The following is an 18,771-nucleotide window of genomic DNA, read 5'->3' as shown; positions in this document are numbered from 1 at the left end:
GATGTTCACAATTTCGCCTATCGGATCCTGTCGGATCACGACACCTTTGAAAAACGGCCAATCGCGGCATGGCTTCCGGCTGAACCTCAGCCGGTGTTATGGCTATTGCCATTCTCCTGCCGAGGCCGTTCAACTGGCGCGCTTCATGCGCGGCGAAATCGAAATCCCTGCCGATATCTGGCCGCTGATCTCCCGATCCCATGACCTTGGAGCCATCTCAGCCCAGCGTCACGATCCGTCGCATCTCTACGTCGTCGAGCTTGCCTCGGCGAAGGAAATCACCGTCGACGGCGTTTCGATTCAGCTCAACTATCTCAGGCTGGCATTCAACGAGTTCTTTTCGGATGGGAACCGGGCCCAGGAGTTCTGGTCTCATGCCGCTTCAGATGACCGCGACGCGCTGCCCGACTTCCTGGCACGAGAATGGGCCGCAACAGAGCAGCAGCAAGACGAGTCGGCAACGCTGGGTCGAATCCACCTGAGGATTGCCTGCCGCGAGAGCCTGCGCCGCGACATTCAGGAACTTCATGGTATTCTGCCCGAAGTCCTCTTTATCTCTCATGTCGACGCGCGAAAGCCGGACGGCATCACCATCGGGTCTCGCTCCAGCTTCATCAAACTGGTGCGCGAAGAAGTCATGGCACAAGGCCTGAACTTCTTTGATCCGACGGACCTTATGGAAGAACACGGCCAGTCCGCCGCGATCGAAGATGAAAGCACCAGCCTTGCGCATTTCACAGCTCCGTTCAGCGACGCGCTGATGGATGAATGGATGCACCACTTCGTTGCGCCTTCGACAGTAAGCTACATCAGCCAGAACCGCGACATTCCGGCAGAGGAACTGTTGAAGCCACAGGTCAACGCGGCGCTGTCGCGCGGCGAGTATCAGCGTTTGCTGGGAAGGCTTGAGCTTCTTCAAGCTCAGTGTGAAACAACGAGAGAGCTTCTCTCGGGCGTATCGGAGAAGCGAGACGAGGCACGAAAAGCCTTTCTTGAAACCGCTCTGTCGACAGAGCCGGAACTCCTCTCAATCGACGAGATCTCGGAACTTGTAACAAAGGCGGGCAACCTGGGTCTTTTCGATCTTGCCTTGGATTTCGCGGCAAGCGCGCCCCAGGGCTTCCAGTCCCTCCCTGCGAAACAACTGATCCAGATCGCGCTGCTGGCGACCGAAGCGGGCGAGTTCGACGACGCGTTCGAGTTCGCTCTCGCCGCTTTCTGCCAGAACAGCGCGCTCCTGCGGGCACGCGCCCTAATAGTCGACATTGCACTGACCGAGGAATTCAACCTGCTTGCAGTGCTGACCTCAGAACAAGCCGCCGACCTTCTCTCGAGCTTGCCTGCTGCCGATCGGCTTCGGCTCATGGAGTTGAACGGAACCGCTCCATGGCATGCAATCACGCAGGACTGGACAGCGTCCGAAATCCTCGAGGCCGCATCTTTCCTTTCCGAGCGCGGCGATCTCGACCAGGCTGCCAGGGTGCTCGGAACATGGCGAGAACTCCATGAGCAGGATCGCATCCGGGACGAAGCACTGGTCTCCCTGATCGGCCACTGGGTCGCATGCGCCCGCGAACTCGAACACACGGCCGAACGTATTCAAGCGCTCACCATGCTGACCGACGCGTGCCCGCGCCATCCCGAGCTGCGCAACGCGGTGCGCGATTTTCGGGTAGAACTGGTCGAGCGGGTTCGCGAGGCGGGGCGCAATGGCGATCTCGAACAGCTGGAATCTCTGGCGATCGAAGCAAATCTGCTTCCGACGCCGCTTCCCGAGTTCGACCTCTGGCGCGCGCGCGTGCTTTTTGACCGGGGCGAGTTCGAAGAGGTTCTGAAACTGGGACCGATAGCGACCGACTTCCTCTCTGAAAGGATCGGGGTCTGGGCTCTGCTCATGCGTGCTGCCCTCAAGGCCAACGACACGGGCCAAGCGATGGAATTCGCACGCCGCGTGATCGATCTGGCCTGCGGCAAGACGCAGAATTTGAGGGTTGAAGCCGAAGCGGTGCTGAATGCCGAGCCGGCGGGGACGTAACCATGCGGGCACTTTCCGACCAGCTGAACTTCTCGCCCGAAGCGGCCCCGCTGCCTGACGGTTTCTCCGAACAGGTCTACGAATGCAGCCGCAAGATCGCTGATGCGGGAACGGCGCGGCATCTTTATGACGAACTGCGCCCGCTGCTGTCCAAGTACCGGGCGGACCGGGCCATCGCCGTGGCCTGCGGCCTCCTGCTTGAAAAACAGCGTACAGGCTCAGGCATGCGCGAAGTTTGGCATGACCTTCAACGGCTGTACCCCAAGGATTCCACCTCTCTGCGTATGCTCATGCGCTGGTATCGCCGCGAGGGACGCGTCGAGGCGGGAATTACGCACCTGAAGGAACTGTTCCCCCGGTCGTGGCATAACCCGGCTCAGGCTTGTCAGGCCATTCTCGGACTCAGCGAGCTGCGGGCCTGGGACGAAATCGACCGGATCATGGAGACAATCCTCTTCCTGCACCCGGATGATCGCAGAAGCCGCATGGCCTATATCAAGGCCCTGAGCGAACAGTGCCGCTTCCTCGACGCCGCACAGGTAGCGGAGTCCGTCTCGTACCGGGACCGCATGGGCAAGGCATCGCAGGATCTTCTGGCACAGGTCGAACGCAACGCAGCGACACTGAACCGCTACGGCCGCATCGACACTCCCTCGATCATCAACGATATTCTTGCGAAGGCCGCACCGCCGCGTCGCTTTACGGGCGCGGATCGCGTTGTTCTCTTTTCGGGCCAGCTTGGCACTGGCGGCGCTGAGCGCCAGATGACCCGGATCGCCTGCGCGCTCAGGAAACGCCTCGACGAAGGCTCCAGAACCAGCCCGGCGCCCGAGGTCTGGGTCAAACACACGAATGCCGCCACCGGCGGCGATTTCTATGTTCCCATGCTTGCCGCAGCGGGTGTTCCGACGCGTGTGATGACGGAGGAGACAGAGACCTCGCCCGCAGATCTGGAGTCGTTGTCCGATGAAGCGAAGGCACTGATCGAGCTTCTGGCGCCCGACATCAGACGCCACACTTGCCAGCTGGTCCGGCTTTTCGAGGAACACCGAACCGATGTCGCCTATCTCTGGCAGGACGGCGGTATCGTGCAATCGGCAATCGCTGCCGTGCTCGCAGGAGTCCCCCGCATCGTCACGTCTTTCCGGGGCCTTCCTCCGAACCTGAGACCGAATTTCTATCGTGACGAAATGCCGGTCCTCTACGCAGCCTTGGCCAAGCTGCCGCATGTCACCTTCACGGCGAACAGCCAGAAAGCCGCGACCGCTTACGAGGAATGGCTCTCGCTGCCGCCAGGCAAAGTCATCGTGATCCCGAACGCGATCCCGGACCTGACGGCCGAGGGAGACGATACGGACCGGGAATACTGGTCAGAGGTGATCGCGCGATCAGAGACCTGCACGAAGACGGTCATTGGCGTTTTCAGGATGGACGCGAACAAGCGACCGCTTCAGTGGATCGAGGCAGCCGCCCGCGCGCTGAAAAGCAAGCCCGACACGCGTTTCGTCATCCTGGGAACCGGTGTCCTCAATTCGGCCTGCGAGCGGTTGATACACGACCTTTCCCTCACGGATCGCGTCTTCCTGGCCGGTGTCCGCAGCAATGTCGGCTTCTACATGCATCGCGCCGATATCCTGATGCACCTGGCCGAAATGGAAGGTCTGCCGAACGTTCTGATCGAATCTCAGATCGCCGGCACTCCGGTTCTTGCGACCCCGGCCGGCGGGACAGACGAAGTCGTGACCAACGGTGAAACCGGTATCCTGCTTTCGACAGCGACCGAGTTGCCCGAAGCCGAACTCGACGCGCGCCTTCTCGAATTGCTTTCGGACGACGGTAAACTTGCGCGGCTTGGTGCCGCCGCAAGATCTCAGTCCCGCGAACGCTTTTCGGTCGGAACGATCCTCGACAGAACAATAAAACTTTTCAACAACTTCGAGCAGCCCATATGACCCGGAAAGTCTTTGTCACGGGAACCGCCGGTTTCATCGGCTTCCACCTCGCCCGCCACCTTCTCGACGAAGGGTTCTCGGTCGTGGGGTTCGACGGGTTGACCGATTACTATGACGTGACGCTCAAGAAGAAACGCCATGCCATCCTCGGCCAGAACCCCCGGTTTCAGGCGCATATCGGCATGCTGGAAGACTTCGGGTTCCTTTCGGAATGCGTTCAGGAGGCAACCCCGGACGTGATCGTTCATCTGGCGGCACAAGCAGGCGTCCGCTACAGCCTCGAGAACCCGCGGGCATATATCGACACCAACCTGACCGGCACCTTCAACCTGATGGAGACGGCTCGGGAAGCAGGCATCGACCATCTATTGATCGCTTCGACATCATCGGTCTATGGCGGCAACAAGCAGATGCCTTTCGACGAAACGCAGGCCACCGACCTGCCCCTGACACTCTATGCCGCGACAAAGAAAGCCAACGAGGCGATGGCGCATTCCTATGCGCATCTCTGGAACATCCCGACGACGATGTTCCGCTTCTTCACGGTCTTCGGTACATACGGCAGGCCCGATCTGGCTCTCTTCAAGTTTGTCCGTGCAGCGCTCGCCGGTGAAGCCATCGACGTCTACAACCATGGAGAAATGGCGCGCGACTTCACCTATGTGGACGATCTCGTGCATTCGATCAGGCTGCTGATCGACAAGGCTCCTCCAGGTACAAACGCGCGGGACACACAGATACCAGGTGACAGCCTCAGCCCGGTTGCGCCCTTCCGCGTGGTGAATATCGGAAACGGGCAGTCGGTCCCGCTCATGACCTTCATCCGCGAAATCGAGAAGGCTCTCGGCCAGCCCATCGAAAAGAACATGATGGAAATGCAGAAGGGCGATGTGCCGGCCACATGGGCCAACACCGACCTACTCGAAGCGCTTACCGGGTATCGCCCGAACACGCCTGTAGAAGCGGGAATCCGGAAATTCGTCGACTGGTATCGCGAGTATTATCAGGTCTGACCGATGAGCACCCAAACCCTCATATCACCACCCGGCGCATTCGACAGAATCATGATCCTGCTCGATCGCGAGCGCAAAACGCGCTTCGCGGGGGGGCTGTTCGGCTATCTTTGGGCCTACATCACGCCAAGTGTCTGGATCGCCTTCATCGTAGGCCTTTTCTGGGCACTCGACAGGACAGCCCCGATCCATGTCGGCCTGGAAATCTTCGTGGCGACCGGTGTTTTGCCGTACGTCTTCTTCCGCCAGACAGTGACCTCGATGAGCAGAACGCTCAGTGCGCAGCGCTACATGCTCTATTTCCGCACGGTAACGCAGGACGACATCCTCTGGGCGACGATGCTGCTCGAAGGGTTCAACCTGATGCTCTCCGCCGTCCTGATCTTCGGGGCCGTCACCGTAATCTTCGGAAGCGGACTTCCCTCATCCGTGCCGGGCGTCATGTTCGGCCTCGGCCTGGCGTGGATGCTGGGATGCGGGTTCGGACGGTTCGTCGCCTATGGCGGACAACTGAGCGATACATTCGCGCGCATGGTGCCGCTTATCCTGCGGCCCTTCTTCTGGCTTTCCGGCATATTCTATGTTGCAGCCGAACTCCCGGGCCGCATCCAGGATGTCCTGTGGTTCAGCCCGTTTCTTCACGTCACCGAAATCATCCGCGAAGCGTATTTCCTCGGCTTCACGTCCAACTTCGCCGACGTCTGGTACCCGTTTGTGATTGCGGCTGGGTTCTACCTGGCCTCCATTCCCCTTGAACGCTTCGCAAAACGTCACCGGATCATGCGGGGTAAACTATGATCGCGCTCGATAATGTGACAATCCTGAAACCCGGCTTCGCACGACGCGATCCCATTCTCGAGGACGCGACCGCAACCTTCCGCCTGGGGGAACGCACCGGCATTCTGGCTGCACCGGGAACGGGCAAGTCGACCATCGCGCGGATGCTTTGCGGCATCGAGCAGCCCGACTTCGGCACGGTACATGCCGGCTGCCCGGTCAGCTGGCCAATCGGTTTCGCCGGCTTCCTTCATCCAAGTCTCAGCGTCCGGGACAACCTTGCCATCTTTTCGAGGATGCTGGGCATTTCGTCTGTTGCTGTAGAGGAGTTCTGTATCGAGTTCTGCGGGATTGAAAATCTTCGCAACAAGAGAATGTCTGAACTGACGCCGACGCAGCGCGCAATGCTCGCCTATGCCTGCGCGTTGGCGAACCCGGAACCGTCGATGTGGATAGCGGATGAGGTGATCACAATCGGCGAGCCTCGGGATCGCGCAAAATGCGACGAGGTGCTTTCCGAGCGTCTTGCAAGTGGCGGCCTGATATTCCTGTCCAGAAACCTTCGCGTATTGAAGGCATATTGCGATCGCTTCTTTGTTCTCATCAACAAACGCCTGATGCCCTGCGAGGACCCGGATGTCGCGCAGGAAATGCTTGAAATGGCCGCTCAGGAACGTGGCACCGCCACGAATGAGGTGCTGACATGACAGACGCAATCTCACCTGAAGAGGCGAGGATCGCCGCCTGGCGATCGGAGCGAGGGCGCTTTGCCGGGACCGTCAAGGCGGCGCGGATCGCGCGTCAAAGCACCATGCACAGCCCGGTCGAAAGCGTGGCTGAACCTGAAGTCGTGGAACAAAAGCCAGCACCCATGTTCCTGAGAACCGCAAAGCCAACCGACACGATTGAACCGATCAAGCCAATCGAAGAACCGGTCACACAACCCGACGCTTCGCCATCGGACTACGTTGGGCTTATTCGGAGTGCATATGAACGCGTCATGCGCGTTCCTCCATTCGTCAGAATGGTCATCGCCCCGACCGTGGCTGCGGCCATCTATCTTTTTGGCTTTGCAACCCCTCTCTACGAGGCTCAGTCGGTCATCGCGATCACGAAATCCTCGGACGCCGGATCGAACGGCAGCACCGGCCTCCTGGGCGGCATGGAACGGCCGTCCAATCTGACTGAAGTCTTCCGGGCGGATGAATACATCAAAAGCCAGGCGCTGATGGACTCGCTGGAGATCGAGCTTGGCCTCGTTTCCGAATTCAGCGGCAGCGCCATTGATCCGATCCGTCGCCTGCGTACGATCCCGATCTTGTCGCAAAGCAAGCTCATGCAGTTCGACCGTTTTGTCGAATCCTCCATCGACGTCCAGAGTGGCCTTCTGAAGCTGAATGTCAGGGCGCCCGACAAGGAACAGGCGATCGCCATCTCGCAAGCGGTTCTCCGCAATGCCGAGATTCAGGTCTCGCAGCTTGGCGAGCAACTGTTCGACAATCGCGAAACGCTGGCGGCCAGAATGCGCGAAAATGCCGAGCAGCAGGTCGCAGAGGCGCAGGCAGCGCTTGTTGCGCTGCAATTGAAGTACCAGGAAGTCGATCCCCGGTTCCGGATTGAAGGCATCTACGCCCGCATCAAGGATCTCGAAAACCAGGCCCAGGAGCTTCAGAACGAGATCCAGATGGCCGAAGTCTCGGGAGTCCGGAACAAAGCCCGGACCGACAGCCTTATCGAAATGGAGTCCAACCTGCGAGCACAGATCGCCGAAGAGCGGTCCCAGCTTGTTGCCACAAGCGGCTCGTCCGGCATTCCGCTCAACAACATTCTCATCGAATACGAGTTGGCGAGCCTGAATGTCGAAATGGCGCGGGAGGCCGTGAAAACCGCGATCGAAGCACAAGCGGCAACCGTTCAGGAAGCGGCGCTCAACCGAAGCCTGTTCCAGGTCGTCGTGCCTCCGCGCACAGCAGAAACAGCAGTCTACCCAAAGATCCCCGGCGTGTTGGCCCTGGTTTTCGTCATCTGCCTTGCCATCTTCGCGGTCTTTTCAGCCGTGCGCGAGAACAGGGCAAGGTAGGGGCGGTCACGGACCTCTGATCCCGGCCCATCAGAACTCAGTCAGGAGGCCACAGGCCGGGGATAAACCCGCCCGTCAAACAGCTTCCTCGCTGTCCTCAGTGTGCCGGCGCGTCGGACACTCCCGTCGTGATCGCGTTCCAACAGCACTTCCGCCGCGCCGCCGGGATGCTCGACGGCAAGGGTCTGTCCTTCGGGAAGCACGGCAACCGACGCGGCAGGTGACCCGGAAAGCGTGCAGGCCGTCGCAACCGAGACCGCTGCAAAGATACCGATCGTGGCGTGGCAGCGGTGCGGAATGAAAGACCGCGTCGAGACCGTACCGCCAGTCTTCGGCGACGAAACAAGCGTCATCTTCGGCACCGTCTTTTCGGCCACATCGCCCAGGTTCATCATCGGACCGGCCTGAAGCCGGATCGCCTCCAGCCTTGCTTTCAGCTCGGAATCGGAATCCATGGCCTCGCGGCTTTCCATCCCTGTTCGCCCGACATCCGAAGCCCGCAGGATCACGCAGGGCATCCCGTTGTCGATCAGAGTGCAGGGGACGCCGTCGATCACGTCCACGGCATTCCCTGTCGGCAGCAGGGCGCCGGTCATGGACCCGGCAATGTTCTCGAACATCAGCGGTACGGCGGCATGGGTTCCGGGTACTCCGTCTATCCGCGCATCGCCAGCATAGCTGACCCGCGCGCCGGGAGTGGAAACCCGCGCCGTGGCAATCTCGCCGGTATTGATCATGTGGATGCGCACATGGGTCTCATCCCCGGCGGCGGACACAAGCCCGAGCTCGATGGCCGCAGGGCCAACACCGGCCAGGATATTGCCGCAGCCCTGCGCGTCTGAAACCAGCGCCCGATCGACGAAGACCTGAAGGAAAAGGTAGTCGACATCCGCATCGGGCCGCGATGACGGAGACAGGATGGCGACCTTGGACGTCAGCGGATCGGCTCCGCCTATGCCGTCGATCTGGTGAACATCAGGCGAGCCCATGATGCGCAACAACATGTCATCGATGGCCGAACGATCAGTCGGAAGATCCGATGCGAGAAAATAGGCGCCCTTGGAAGTGCCGCCCCGCATCCAGAGGCAGGGGATCCCATCGACCGAGGGATCAGACATATTTCAGGCCCTTTTCAACCAGCCGCGTTCGCATATCGTAAAGGTCCAGTCCAAGTTCCCCCGAAGCCAGCCGGGCACGCTTGTCCTCTTCCGCCGCAAGGCGTTTTTCTGCGCTTTTCAGGACTTGTGCGGCCTCGTCGCGTCTCACGACAACCACACCGTCATCATCGGCCACGATCACATCGCCCGCGTCGATCGCCTGACCCGCGCAGACGATCGGCACGTTGACCGAACCCAGCGTTTCCTTGACCGTACCTTCCGCGCTGATCGCTTTTGACCAGACCGGAAAGCCCATGGCCGTAAGGTCCCGGACATCGCGTACGCCTCCATCGATCACCAATCCCCGGCAACCGCGCGCCATGGCCGAGGTGGCAAGAAGATCGCCGAAATAACCGTTGTCGCAAGGTGAGGTTGGCGCAAGGACCAGGATGTCCCCTTCCCGAAGCTGCTCGATGGCGACATGCAGCATCCAGTTATCGCCCGGAGGCGCCGAGATGGTCACCGCCGAGCCGGCAATCTGTGCACCCCGATAGATCGGCCGCATGTAGGAGGCGAGACAGCCCCGTCGCCCCTGCGCCTCGTGAACGGTTGCGACACCCGCCTGTCCCAGTTTGGCGATCACCTCCGCATCGGCCCGAGCGATGTTCTGGACGACCTTGTGCATGGCTTACTCCTTTACCGGCGGCGTGCCGTGCGTGTGGAAGCTCTCGATGGTCTTGAGCCCCCAGGCCTGACCTTTCTTCCGTTCCGTCTCGGTCCAGACGACCGGCTCCCAGTCCGGAGCCATGATCAGCCGCGCGCCCGCGTTGGCAAGCTCCACCCGGTTCCCCGCCGGCTCCCAGACGTAAAGAAAGAACGTGCCCTGGATCGCATGCTTGTGAGGGCCGGTCTCGATATGGACACCATTCTCCAGGAAAATGTCTGCCGCGCGCAGAATGTCCTCGCGCTGGTCGGTGGCATAGGTCACGTGATGAAGCCTGCCATTGCCACGTCCGTGCTCTTCGGTGCACGCGAGATCGTAGGTCTTGTTGTTGACCGTGAACCAGCAACCTCCGATCCGCCCGTTGTCCAGCCGGATCATCTCGGTCACGCGCGAGCCAAGGCAAGTTTCCATGAATCGGCGGAACTCTGTGACATCCTCGGACAAAAGGTTCAGGTGGTCCAGCCGACGCGGACAGGCACCCTGCGCATGAAAGCGCGACGACATGTTCTTCAGCGCGGGTTCATCGCCGGTGATGTCCGGCCGGTTCGTGTCGTAATAGATCTCGAACACATGCCCGAACGGGTCTTCGAAGCGGAACGCACGACCATGAGACTGGTCTCCGTCGACCCAGCCATGCGTCTTGAACCCCGACGCCTCGATGGCGGCCACGCGCCGGTCCAGCGCTTCAGGAGACGCCGCACGATAGCCGATATGCCCGACGCCGGTACTGGACGCGCGCGTCAGTTTCAGCGTCGCGTATTCATAGTCATCCCATGCCCGCAGATACGCCGAGTTCTCATCCTGTCCCGACAGTTTGAGCCCGTAAACGCGGGTGAAGAAATCGAGCGACTCTTCGAACTTGTCGGTCAGCATCTCGACGTGGCCAAGATGAGCGATGTCGAAAGACGGGTTGGTGGGTGTGGTCATAAGCGGCCTCTCGTGGGTTCCGAGTTGTGCGACTTGTCCCACGGCCATGGCTAAGGGCGCAATTCGAATGCGGGACAGAAGATATAAGTTTTGTCTATTCCGATCGCTCCCCGAAGGTCAGGAGAACGCTATCTGCGCCTTGACCGCGCGGCTTCGGTCACCCGCTGTTTCGAATGCCTGCACCGCCTCTGACAAAGGGAAGGTCTGGGTGATGTAGGGTTTCACGTCGATCAAGCCTTTCCGCATCAGGCTGACCCCCGTGAAGAACTCTTCATGAAAGCGGAACGAACCCGAGAGCGAAAGCTCTTTCGCAGTCATCGCCTGAACCGGCAACTCCATGTCTCCGCCCAGCCCGAGTTGAACGATCTGACCACCCGGCCGCATCGCGGGGATCGCACCTCGCAGGGCATGAACGGAACCCGAGCACTCGAAGAGAACGTCAAAATGGCCCTTCTCGGCCTCGTAGGTCTTCAGCGCCTCGGGCCCGGCAGTTATGGCGATATCGGCGCCTGCAGTTTTCGCCATGCCCAGTGTGAACTCGGCAAGGTCGGTCGCAACGATCTGATCCACTCCCGCCCGGCGCGCCGCGAGGATGCAGAGAATACCGATTGGCCCGCATCCCGTCACCAACACCGACTTGCCCAAAAGCGGTCCGGCGCGTCGGATGGCATGCAGGCAGACGGCCAACGGTTCGGCCATGGCCGCCTCCCCCGGAGTCAATCCGTCGGCCAGTGCGCACTGCCATGCCTCGGCCACCAGAACCTCGCGGAAAGCGCCCTGGATATGAGGGAACGGCATGGCCGAGCCATAAAACCGCATGTTCAGGCAATGGTTGAACTGGGCCGAGCGGCAGAACCTGCACTGACCGCAGGGCCGAGACGGCGACACGGCAACCAGTTGCCCCGCGCGCAGCCCATCGACACCCTCGCCAAGCATCTCGATCACCCCCGAGACTTCGTGGCCAAGGATCATCGGCTCTTTCAGCCGGACCGTGCCGAAACCGCCATGATTGTAGTAATGCAGATCCGATCCGCATATCCCCCCGGCAGCGAGGCGGATTCGTACCTGTCCCGGGCCTGGCCGATCGACGGCGCAGTCTTCGATGCGCAAGTCCTTCGGTTCGTGGATGACTATGGCTTTCGCTGTATCGGACACGTCGGACACTCTCGGCTTGACGGGGTGGGTCAAGCAGAACACAACGAAAGACAATCTCCAAGCCAACAATGAAAGGCCGTCCGCGATGGGACTGAAACTTTTTGACCTGACCGGGAAGACCGCCCTTGTGACCGGTTCCTCTCAGGGGATCGGGATGGCATTGGCGCGCGGACTGTCCGAGGCCGGAGCCTCGCTGGTGCTGAACGGGCGGGACAGCGGCAAGCTTGCGGCGGCGGCGGCGGCGCTGCGCAAAACAGGGGCCGAGGTTCGGGAACTGGCGTTCGACGTGACCGACCACGATGCCGTCCGGCAAAGCATCGACGACTACGAGTCCGAGCAGGGCGCGATCGACATCCTCGTGAACAACGCCGGAATGCAGCACCGAACACCTCTCGAGGACTTTCCCGCCGACAAATTCGAAGCCCTTCTGCAAACGAATGTCGCCAGCGTCTTTCATGTCGGACAGGCCGTGGCGCGTCACATGATTGCGCGTGGTCGTGGCAAGATCATCAACATCGCTTCGGTTCAGACCGCGCTGGCGCGTCCAGGCATCGCGCCCTACACGGCCACCAAAGGTGCCGTGGCAAATCTGACGAAGGGTATGGCGACCGACTGGGCCAAGCACGGGCTTCAGTGCAATGCGCTGGCTCCTGGATATTTCGACACACCGCTGAACGCGGCTTTGGTGGCCGATCCCGAATTCAGCGCATGGCTGGAAAAACGCACACCCGCAGGCCGCTGGGGAAAAGTGGAAGAACTGGTCGGAACCTGCATCTTTCTTGCGTCCGACGCGTCATCCTTCGTCAACGGCACCACCATCTTCGTCGATGGTGGCATAACCGCCTCACTCTAGAAAAGGCTGCGGCCTCGCGCTGGAATAGCGCGAGGCCGGCACTCCTTCTCGATCAGTTCGCGAACTCGCTGAACACGGTGACGCTTCCATCATTTTCCAGACGGCAGCTATAGCCTGTGCCGCCAACATCGAGTGTCAGCAGAGGCCCACCTCCGGTCTGGATGCGGTCCGACACGTAAATCGCGCTTTGCGACACACCTGTCAGTCGCGCCGCCTGCGAAATGCACGGCCCCGTCATCTGCGAGAACTGGTCTGGTGTCCCGCTCAGACCACCTCCGGCGCTTCCCCCCGTGTCCTCCACACAGGCGGAAAGCGCGACAAAGGCCGAAACCCCCAGTGTAAGTTTGAGCATTTTGTGCATGTGATTTCCTCCCATTGGTTTTGAGCGAGCGGGTTCCTCATTTATCCGCCGTAGATAACCGCATCGAAAATGCGATAGCGTTCGATCGTGCCGATGTAGACATATGTTTCGTCGCCAACCCGCTGGTGGCGCAAAGGCGCGGGGACGTCTGCGCTTACTGGCACTCCTCGTACGAACTCGATCCGTCTTTCGTTGCCGGTTGGCAGCGTAACCACCACGGTGGCATCTCCGCCGCCGCGTCGAATGACGCCAAATTCGCAATCGAACATGGTTTGTCCGATCTGGTTCGTGCAGGGAATCCGCCCGGTGGCGTTATAGCCCGTGCCCGGCACCAGCGCATCTCCCGGTAGCTGCCTCGCCGTTTCCACGCATCCGGAAACGATGAGAACCGATGCTCCTGCACAAATCGCCCTAATTGCACTCTTCATCGAGGTGCCTCCCGAAATTCAATTACCGCCACGCCGGATCGCTCCCACGATCAAGATCAGAATGACCGCACCAATAATGGCGGCAAGGAACGAACCCACAACGCTTTGGAAACTGATACCAATGACCGGAAGAAGCACATTCGCCAGAATCGAGCCCCCGATCCCGATCAGAACATTGCCCCAGAACCCTGATCCTCCACCTTTGACGATCAGGCCCGCAAGCCAGCCAACGATGGCACCGACCACGATGGCGATCAACAATCCGATCACCAGTCCGACCCCGGCGCCAACGACCTCTGCCGCTTCCTGCTGGGCCTGCGCCGGCAAGGCTGAAGCAAGCAAAACGGCGGATGCTGCAAGCCTGCGCGGCAGCGATGCTTTAAATCCGCCGCAGCTTGCTTCCTTTTTTTCACGGGCAAATGTGTCCGCCTTTGTCATTGTGTCCATTAGTCGTGCTCCCCTGATTACTTTCGGTTTGAGGACTTCGGCTCTCACCGAACCCCGAAGATGACGTTGAAAGACTGAACGCGGCCGCTCCGGTTCGTGACTTCGATCCTATGGTCGCCAGTCTGCCAGAGCTGGCCGCGATACTCGCGATCGGAAGTCGCCTGGTCGAGAATCGATCCGTCCGGATTGAAAAGCCGCCAGGACAGATCGGGGCCGTTTGCGGCAAGCCGGAAATAGAGGTTCTGACTGTTTCGTGCCGAAAGCAGATAGGTCACCGTCGTTCCCGGTCCGAGTTGATCAGTGAACTCGGTGCCCGTTGCGCCGGGCGTGAAGCGGATGCGCTCCACACGGTTGGCGCTGGGCAACTGGGTTGCCTGCCCTGCTCCGCCGGTCAGGAAACGCGCATTAACCCAGCCGCGCTCGCGCATGTCGGTCATTATCTCGATCTCGCACCACGTCGCACCTCCGACTTTCTGACAACCAAGCCTCCGAACCCTGTCACCGTTTCCAAGGGCTCCGATGACGCGGTTGCCGGTACCCGGTCCGCTACGAACGTTGAGGACATCGTTGCTTGCCACGCCTGTGACCTGAACGATGTCGGACCCTGATGCCGGAGGCCTCGGCACGCTGGCCGAACCGCCTCCGCCCGGCCCCGGCAAGACCAGGAACCGTGCCGCGACCCAGCCGACCACCCCGCCGGTCGTGGCCTGAACATTGCACCACTGCTGACCGTCCGACATGGTGCAGCCCCCAACATTTCTCAGAAGAGTTCCATTCCGGAACTCACCCAGCTTCAATCCGCTGGGGCGCGGAGCATTTCGGACGTTTAGAGAACCACCGCCGGACAGACGAACGACGAAGAAGTCTTCTTCGGGAAGCACGCCGCCGCCGGACGCGGAAGAACCGCCGGACGAGCCGATGGAGACGTCGATTGAATAGCCGACCGTCTTGCCGGTGTCGCGATCGTTGCCCATGAGATAGACGCGGATCGCCCAGTTGCCGGTATAGGGCACCCGCACTTCAGCCCTGCTGTCATTGTCCATGCTACCCGTGTAAAGACCGCCGAAATCCTGTCCTGCAGGAAGAATGTTGAAATACGCAGTTCCATTGCCGTTCGTCCCTGTGACCCGCAGGGAAACATTCATGGTCTGACCGCCACGCGCGTTCAAAACGTAGTCTACATACTCGCGACCCCGGATCGTCCCATTGACGGTCGTGCTCGTCGCGCCTGGATTGAAACGGATGTCGATCCTTTGCTGTGCGAATGCTGGCGAAGAAATCCCGGTAAGCGCAAATGCGCAAGACAGAAGGGCGCAGGTGGCAAAAGCCGTAATCCGGCCTTTCTGCCGCCGGATCCTACGTTCCATTTCGGTGACGTCATGCTTGCGAAGTGCATTCTGCCCAGAAATCCCAAACGTGAACCCAAATATGGAAAAGTACCCAAGCCAAAGATTTCTTCGCACGTCGCCCACCACTGATTGTGCGCTGCAGACCAGATAACCGATCGTAGCGCCTTGCCTCCTCTACCGACGAGATGAACACATCGACCCTATGGCGGGGAGGGCGAAAAAATGCGTTCTGTTGCAATCAAAAGATGTGCGAGTTGCTTCCCGATATCCGGAGCCGGCTCCCAAACCTGCTGTGACGCGTTCTGCAAGCGTTGCACCGTACGCAATGTCATGAGATCGCCTGTGCATGGACCGGCGCCAACCAGCGAGATTTGATCTCGTCCGCGGGCGCGGGGGACATTGACGTCGACGGAAGGGCGAAGGCGTCCGACCAATGCGGCAAGCCCGCCCAGATTTTGCGGAAGCATCTGTTCAAGCCGGGCCTCGATGTCCCGGGTGAGGACCGGTGCCGTTCCCTCGCTTCCGATCGCCACGATGATCGGATCGCGATCGACGATTTCGGGGAGCGTCGCTGCAAACAAGTCCATTCGCCCTTGCATGACCTCCATTTTGGACCGTTCTTCCAAAGCACCCAGTTCCAGAAGCGGGTTTCGTGAGCCTGGCGTTTCTTCGACAAGCGCCTGTCCGGCGGACTGCCCGGAAAGAAATGATCCGGTTTGCTGTTGGAGCTGGTCGGCGAGGTATCCCGCCTGAAGCCTCATGTGATCGGATTTGGGCAGGGTCTCCTTCGCAAGGGGATGAATCCGATCGATAATGGATTTTGCACGGCCAATGTCTCCCGCTTCCAGCATGGAGCGACTGTCGCTGCGCGCAATACCCTTCACAAGCGAAACGAACTCCTCGGCGTGAGGCACAGCTTCGGCCAGCGGGACCCAAGACACGCGCGTCCTGCTTACCGCCCATTACGACCATCTCGTTACTCTCGACGGAATGCTTTTCCCGGGTGCTGACGACAACGCCTCCGGCGTCGCTGTGGTTCTCGATGTTGTAAAACGGCTTGCAGCCGATCCTCTTCCTATGCCGGTCGATGTCGTATTCTTCACGGGAGAAGAACATGGGTTGCTCGGCTCGCGGGCTTTCGTCGACGCGCCCCCACTTTCCGTTGTCCAGATACAGAGCTGTGATCAACGTCGATGCGGTTGGGCGACCGTTTGGCGATCAAGCCCAGTACGCGTCCACGATATTCGCAATCGGACAAGAGTGCTTCCCTGCGGTTCGCGAGGCGCTACGACTTGGTGCAAATGAAACGGGCCTGAGTCTCAAGGGCTTCGAAGAAGTCACCGCGCTGTCGCCGCTCGCTGCATCCTGCGAGGCGCAGCCAACGATTTCAAGCCAGGCGTCATCCTCGCCTTGCACGGAGTTCGGCCTTCCCGAAGATGCGAAAGGGGTCGAGTGCTACAAGGTTGATGTGCACCTGCGCCACGATGTGCCGGATGGCGATACGATTTCACTTGCCGTGGCCCGGATCGCGGCGGTGGAAGCAGATGGTCCGGCAGACCCGCTCTTCATGGCTCAGGGTGGCCCCGGCGGGGCGACCATCGCAACCTATGCCGCCTATCTGCTATCCAACCCCGAGGCCCGCCCGACAGCCAACCGGTAAATCTTTCTCTGGGATTAGCGCGGCACGGGATACTCCACGCCTCTCCTGGCCTGCCCCGAGTATCGCGTATCCGTACTCACGGAAGCCTCAGCAGAGGAGTCGAGCGGCAAAGCCTCGTTGGTGGCCTGTGGTGAACGGTTCAAATCGGCCGGTGTTGACTTGTCAGCCTTCAATTCGGTCGAAAATGCTCGCGATGTGGAAAGCCTGCGGCATGTGTTCGGCTATGGCGAAATCAACTTCTACGGGGTCTCCTACGGATCGGAACTGGCACAGGTCGTGATCCGCGAGGTGCCCGCTGTTCGATCGGCCATCCTCGATGCCGTGGTTCCCATTTCTTATGATCTGCTTCACGAACCGGCGCGCGCCCAGCAGATGATCGGCGAGCGATACCTTCTCGGTTGCCGGGAAGACCCGCGCTGCAACGCGGCCTTTCCGAACCTGGCCGAACGCTATCTCGCCATGATCGACCGTCTGAACGCGGAGTCGGTAAACCTGACGATCTACCCAATCGAAGGCGAGCGGCGGGAGATCCCGGTGCAACTCAATGGCGACCTGCTCGAGGACGTGCTGTTCTCGGCGCTCTACGGCAACGTCTCCTCGATCGTCCCGTTGATTGTCCATCAGGCAGACCAAGGCGACTTCGCCCTCGTCGCCTCCGTGTTGCTGCCCTCGCAGCTCGGGTCGTCGGGAACGGCAGAGGCAATGCATCTCTCGGTTGTGTGTTCCGAGCGGTCGAAATCGTCCAGTCAACCCGATCTCAGCGGTGTTCTCCCCAGGCTTGCGGAGGCAACGCGCGACGACGCTGCCATGCAGATCGCGATCTGCGAGGCATGGGGCATCGAGCAACTGCCTTTCGACCAGGTAGCGCCTGTTCGAAGCGAAAAGCCACTTCTGCTCATCTCCGGCGCATATGATCCTTTCACCCCGCCCGTTTACGGCGAAAGCCTGCTTGCGCAGTTTCCGGCAGCTCATCACGTGGTGTTTCCGAGAGGCACGCACGGCCAGGTGGTGACGAACATGTGTGCCAATGCGCTGGTTGCGAGCTTTCTGGATGAACCCACCTCGCAGGTGGAAACCTCCTGCATCCCGGCGTCCGCGCCCGAAGTCGTCACGCAGGACGACGTCGTGTTTCTTGGCGTGCTGAACCGGTCGATCGCGCAATCGGGGATCATGGGTCTGGCATAGGCGGGCATGGCACAGATCCCGGCGATTATCCTGGGCTTGTTGCTGGTGGTGGCCAGCCTCGTGTACCCGGTTGTCTGGATCATTAGACTTGCCGCAGGGTAGAGGCTTCCCGCCGGAAGCGCCGGGCATCGCCTTGCCTTGCACGCGCCGCCATGCCTAACCTTTGCCTCCGGTATTTCGATCTTGGGTTCAGTCGGCGCGCTTTCAACGGCGGTCGGCGCCTCGCTCATGAAGAACGAATACCTTGGGCTCATGGGCGCGGTTCCCAAGGAGCTTTCACCACTGCTCGCAGCTCCCTGGGCCGTCGTGGCAATTGCATTCGCAATGCTTGTGACCGCGATTCAGCTGTGGCGACATCGTCTGCGCTCAGTGCCGGGGCGTCTTGGATTCTCGGTGTTTTTCCTGGTTGCTGCGGCCGCCGCCGTGAATCTCGTTCTGCTGGTGCAACAGCAAAATCCGTTCGACCCATGGTCGGATCGAAATTCTGCTTGCCGACACGAACTGATCTTCCGGTTCGAAGGTCAATGCTGTCGGTTGACTGAATGAAAGATGTCTTGGCGGCGAGGATGGAAATCAGGAACTCAACCAATGGTGTCCGACTGCGCCGCGCAGCTGAGCGGACCTAAGTTTCCCTTAGGCAAACGGCCGCTTCGTCCGGGTAACGGCCATTGGTCAAAAAAACAATCGATGGCAGCTCCGAGCTCGAAACGGACGAGATGGAATAAGTT

General features: G+C 60.2%; 19 protein-coding genes and 1 pseudogene. 11 read left to right on the top strand and 9 right to left on the bottom strand.

The window, feature by feature from the left end; genetic code table 11:
• Nucleotide 1 precedes the first annotated feature (1 nt).
• The 6 genes from ACKLNI_RS10760 to ACKLNI_RS10735 are packed head-to-tail and all read left to right on the top strand — an operon-like array spanning nt 2 to nt 7,857.
• Nucleotides 2-2,035, top strand: a complete 2,034-nt coding sequence (locus ACKLNI_RS10760) for a hypothetical protein (RefSeq protein ID WP_413719066.1) — start codon at nt 2-4, stop codon at nt 2,033-2,035.
• Nucleotides 2,036-2,037: 2 nt separating this feature from the next.
• A complete protein-coding gene (locus ACKLNI_RS10755; RefSeq protein WP_413719065.1) occupies nt 2,038-3,987 on the top strand; it encodes a glycosyltransferase in 1,950 nt (649 codons plus the stop codon).
• A complete protein-coding gene (locus ACKLNI_RS10750; protein ID WP_413719064.1) occupies nt 3,984-5,000 on the top strand; it encodes an SDR family NAD(P)-dependent oxidoreductase in 1,017 nt (338 codons plus the stop codon). The genes ACKLNI_RS10755 and ACKLNI_RS10750 overlap by 4 nt, the downstream gene beginning before the upstream one ends.
• 51 nt (nt 5,001-5,051) lie before the next feature.
• Nucleotides 5,052-5,798, top strand: a complete 747-nt coding sequence (locus ACKLNI_RS10745; RefSeq protein WP_413719063.1) for an ABC transporter permease — start codon at nt 5,052-5,054, stop codon at nt 5,796-5,798.
• The gene (locus ACKLNI_RS10740; protein WP_413719062.1) at nt 5,795-6,484 is read left to right on the top strand and encodes an ATP-binding cassette domain-containing protein; all 690 of its coding nucleotides are present in this window, start codon (nt 5,795-5,797) and stop codon (nt 6,482-6,484) included. The genes ACKLNI_RS10745 and ACKLNI_RS10740 overlap by 4 nt, the downstream gene beginning before the upstream one ends.
• Complete coding sequence (locus ACKLNI_RS10735; RefSeq protein WP_413719061.1) at nt 6,481-7,857, top strand: KpsE/RkpR family capsule polysaccharide export protein; 1,377 nt, start codon at nt 6,481-6,483, stop codon at nt 7,855-7,857. The genes ACKLNI_RS10740 and ACKLNI_RS10735 overlap by 4 nt, the downstream gene beginning before the upstream one ends.
• Before the next feature lie 41 nt (nt 7,858-7,898).
• Here the strand turns inward: ACKLNI_RS10735 and ACKLNI_RS10730 are convergent, their stop codons facing one another.
• The 4 genes from ACKLNI_RS10730 to ACKLNI_RS10715 all read right to left on the bottom strand — a co-directional run bounded on the left by ACKLNI_RS10730 (nt 7,899) and on the right by ACKLNI_RS10715 (nt 11,760).
• Nucleotides 7,899-8,975, bottom strand: a complete 1,077-nt coding sequence (locus tag ACKLNI_RS10730; protein WP_413719060.1) for a 4-oxalomesaconate tautomerase — start codon at nt 8,973-8,975, stop codon at nt 7,899-7,901.
• A complete protein-coding gene (locus ACKLNI_RS10725) occupies nt 8,968-9,639 on the bottom strand; it encodes a 4-carboxy-4-hydroxy-2-oxoadipate aldolase/oxaloacetate decarboxylase (protein ID WP_413719059.1) in 672 nt (223 codons plus the stop codon). The genes ACKLNI_RS10730 and ACKLNI_RS10725 overlap by 8 nt, the downstream gene beginning before the upstream one ends.
• A gap of 3 nt (nt 9,640-9,642) precedes the next feature.
• Nucleotides 9,643-10,605 (bottom strand): VOC family protein, encoded by a 963-nt coding sequence (locus ACKLNI_RS10720; RefSeq protein ID WP_413719058.1) that lies wholly within the window; start codon nt 10,603-10,605, stop codon nt 9,643-9,645.
• Nucleotides 10,606-10,722: 117 nt separating this feature from the next.
• Nucleotides 10,723-11,760, bottom strand: coding sequence for an L-idonate 5-dehydrogenase (locus ACKLNI_RS10715; RefSeq protein WP_413719057.1), 1,038 nt, complete (start codon nt 11,758-11,760; stop codon nt 10,723-10,725).
• 85 nt (nt 11,761-11,845) lie between these two features.
• Here ACKLNI_RS10715 and ACKLNI_RS10710 point away from each other — a divergent pair, with 85 nt between their 5' ends.
• The gene (locus ACKLNI_RS10710) at nt 11,846-12,613 is read left to right on the top strand and encodes an SDR family oxidoreductase (RefSeq protein WP_413719056.1); all 768 of its coding nucleotides are present in this window, start codon (nt 11,846-11,848) and stop codon (nt 12,611-12,613) included.
• A 52-nt stretch (nt 12,614-12,665) separates the two neighbouring features.
• On the opposite strand, the gene ACKLNI_RS10705 is transcribed toward ACKLNI_RS10710, so the two are convergent.
• The 5 genes from ACKLNI_RS10705 to ACKLNI_RS10685 form a co-directional block, all read right to left on the bottom strand.
• On the bottom strand, nt 12,666-12,974 hold the full coding sequence (locus ACKLNI_RS10705) for a hypothetical protein (protein ID WP_413719055.1): 309 nt from the start codon (nt 12,972-12,974) through the stop codon (nt 12,666-12,668).
• A 41-nt stretch (nt 12,975-13,015) separates the two neighbouring features.
• Nucleotides 13,016-13,402, bottom strand: a complete 387-nt coding sequence (locus ACKLNI_RS10700) for a hypothetical protein (RefSeq protein WP_413719054.1) — start codon at nt 13,400-13,402, stop codon at nt 13,016-13,018.
• 18 nt (nt 13,403-13,420) lie between these two features.
• Nucleotides 13,421-13,849, bottom strand: a complete 429-nt coding sequence (locus ACKLNI_RS10695; protein WP_413719053.1) for a GlsB/YeaQ/YmgE family stress response membrane protein — start codon at nt 13,847-13,849, stop codon at nt 13,421-13,423.
• Nucleotides 13,850-13,893: 44 nt separating this feature from the next.
• Nucleotides 13,894-15,216 carry an SH3 domain-containing protein gene (locus ACKLNI_RS10690; RefSeq protein WP_413719052.1) on the bottom strand — a complete coding sequence of 441 codons (1,323 nt, stop codon included), beginning with the start codon at nt 15,214-15,216 and terminating at the stop codon, nt 13,894-13,896.
• A gap of 182 nt (nt 15,217-15,398) precedes the next feature.
• On the bottom strand, nt 15,399-16,139 hold the full coding sequence (locus ACKLNI_RS10685; protein ID WP_413719051.1) for a precorrin-2 dehydrogenase/sirohydrochlorin ferrochelatase family protein: 741 nt from the start codon (nt 16,137-16,139) through the stop codon (nt 15,399-15,401).
• 7 nt (nt 16,140-16,146) lie between these two features.
• Here ACKLNI_RS10685 and ACKLNI_RS10680 point away from each other — a divergent pair.
• The 4 genes and pseudogenes from ACKLNI_RS10680 to ACKLNI_RS10665 all read left to right on the top strand — a co-directional run.
• Nucleotides 16,147-16,296 (top strand): annotated as a pseudogene (locus ACKLNI_RS10680) (M28 family peptidase); the annotation flags it as partial.
• A 16-nt stretch (nt 16,297-16,312) separates the two neighbouring features.
• Nucleotides 16,313-16,858 carry a hypothetical protein gene (locus ACKLNI_RS10675; RefSeq protein ID WP_413719050.1) on the top strand — a complete coding sequence of 182 codons (546 nt, stop codon included), beginning with the start codon at nt 16,313-16,315 and terminating at the stop codon, nt 16,856-16,858.
• 159 nt (nt 16,859-17,017) lie between these two features.
• The gene (locus ACKLNI_RS10670) at nt 17,018-18,043 is read left to right on the top strand and encodes an alpha/beta hydrolase (RefSeq protein WP_413719049.1); all 1,026 of its coding nucleotides are present in this window, start codon (nt 17,018-17,020) and stop codon (nt 18,041-18,043) included.
• A 252-nt stretch (nt 18,044-18,295) separates the two neighbouring features.
• Nucleotides 18,296-18,589, top strand: coding sequence for a hypothetical protein (locus ACKLNI_RS10665; RefSeq protein WP_413719048.1), 294 nt, complete (start codon nt 18,296-18,298; stop codon nt 18,587-18,589).
• The last annotated feature ends 182 nt before the right edge of the window (nt 18,590-18,771 follow it).

It is taken from the genome of Silicimonas lutimaris (assembly GCF_047314965.1).
Lineage (GTDB): Bacteria > Pseudomonadota > Alphaproteobacteria > Rhodobacterales > Rhodobacteraceae > JAVJUV01.
The sequence above is the reverse complement of the archived record's forward strand: the minus strand, read 5'-3'. Positions and strand labels throughout refer to the sequence as shown.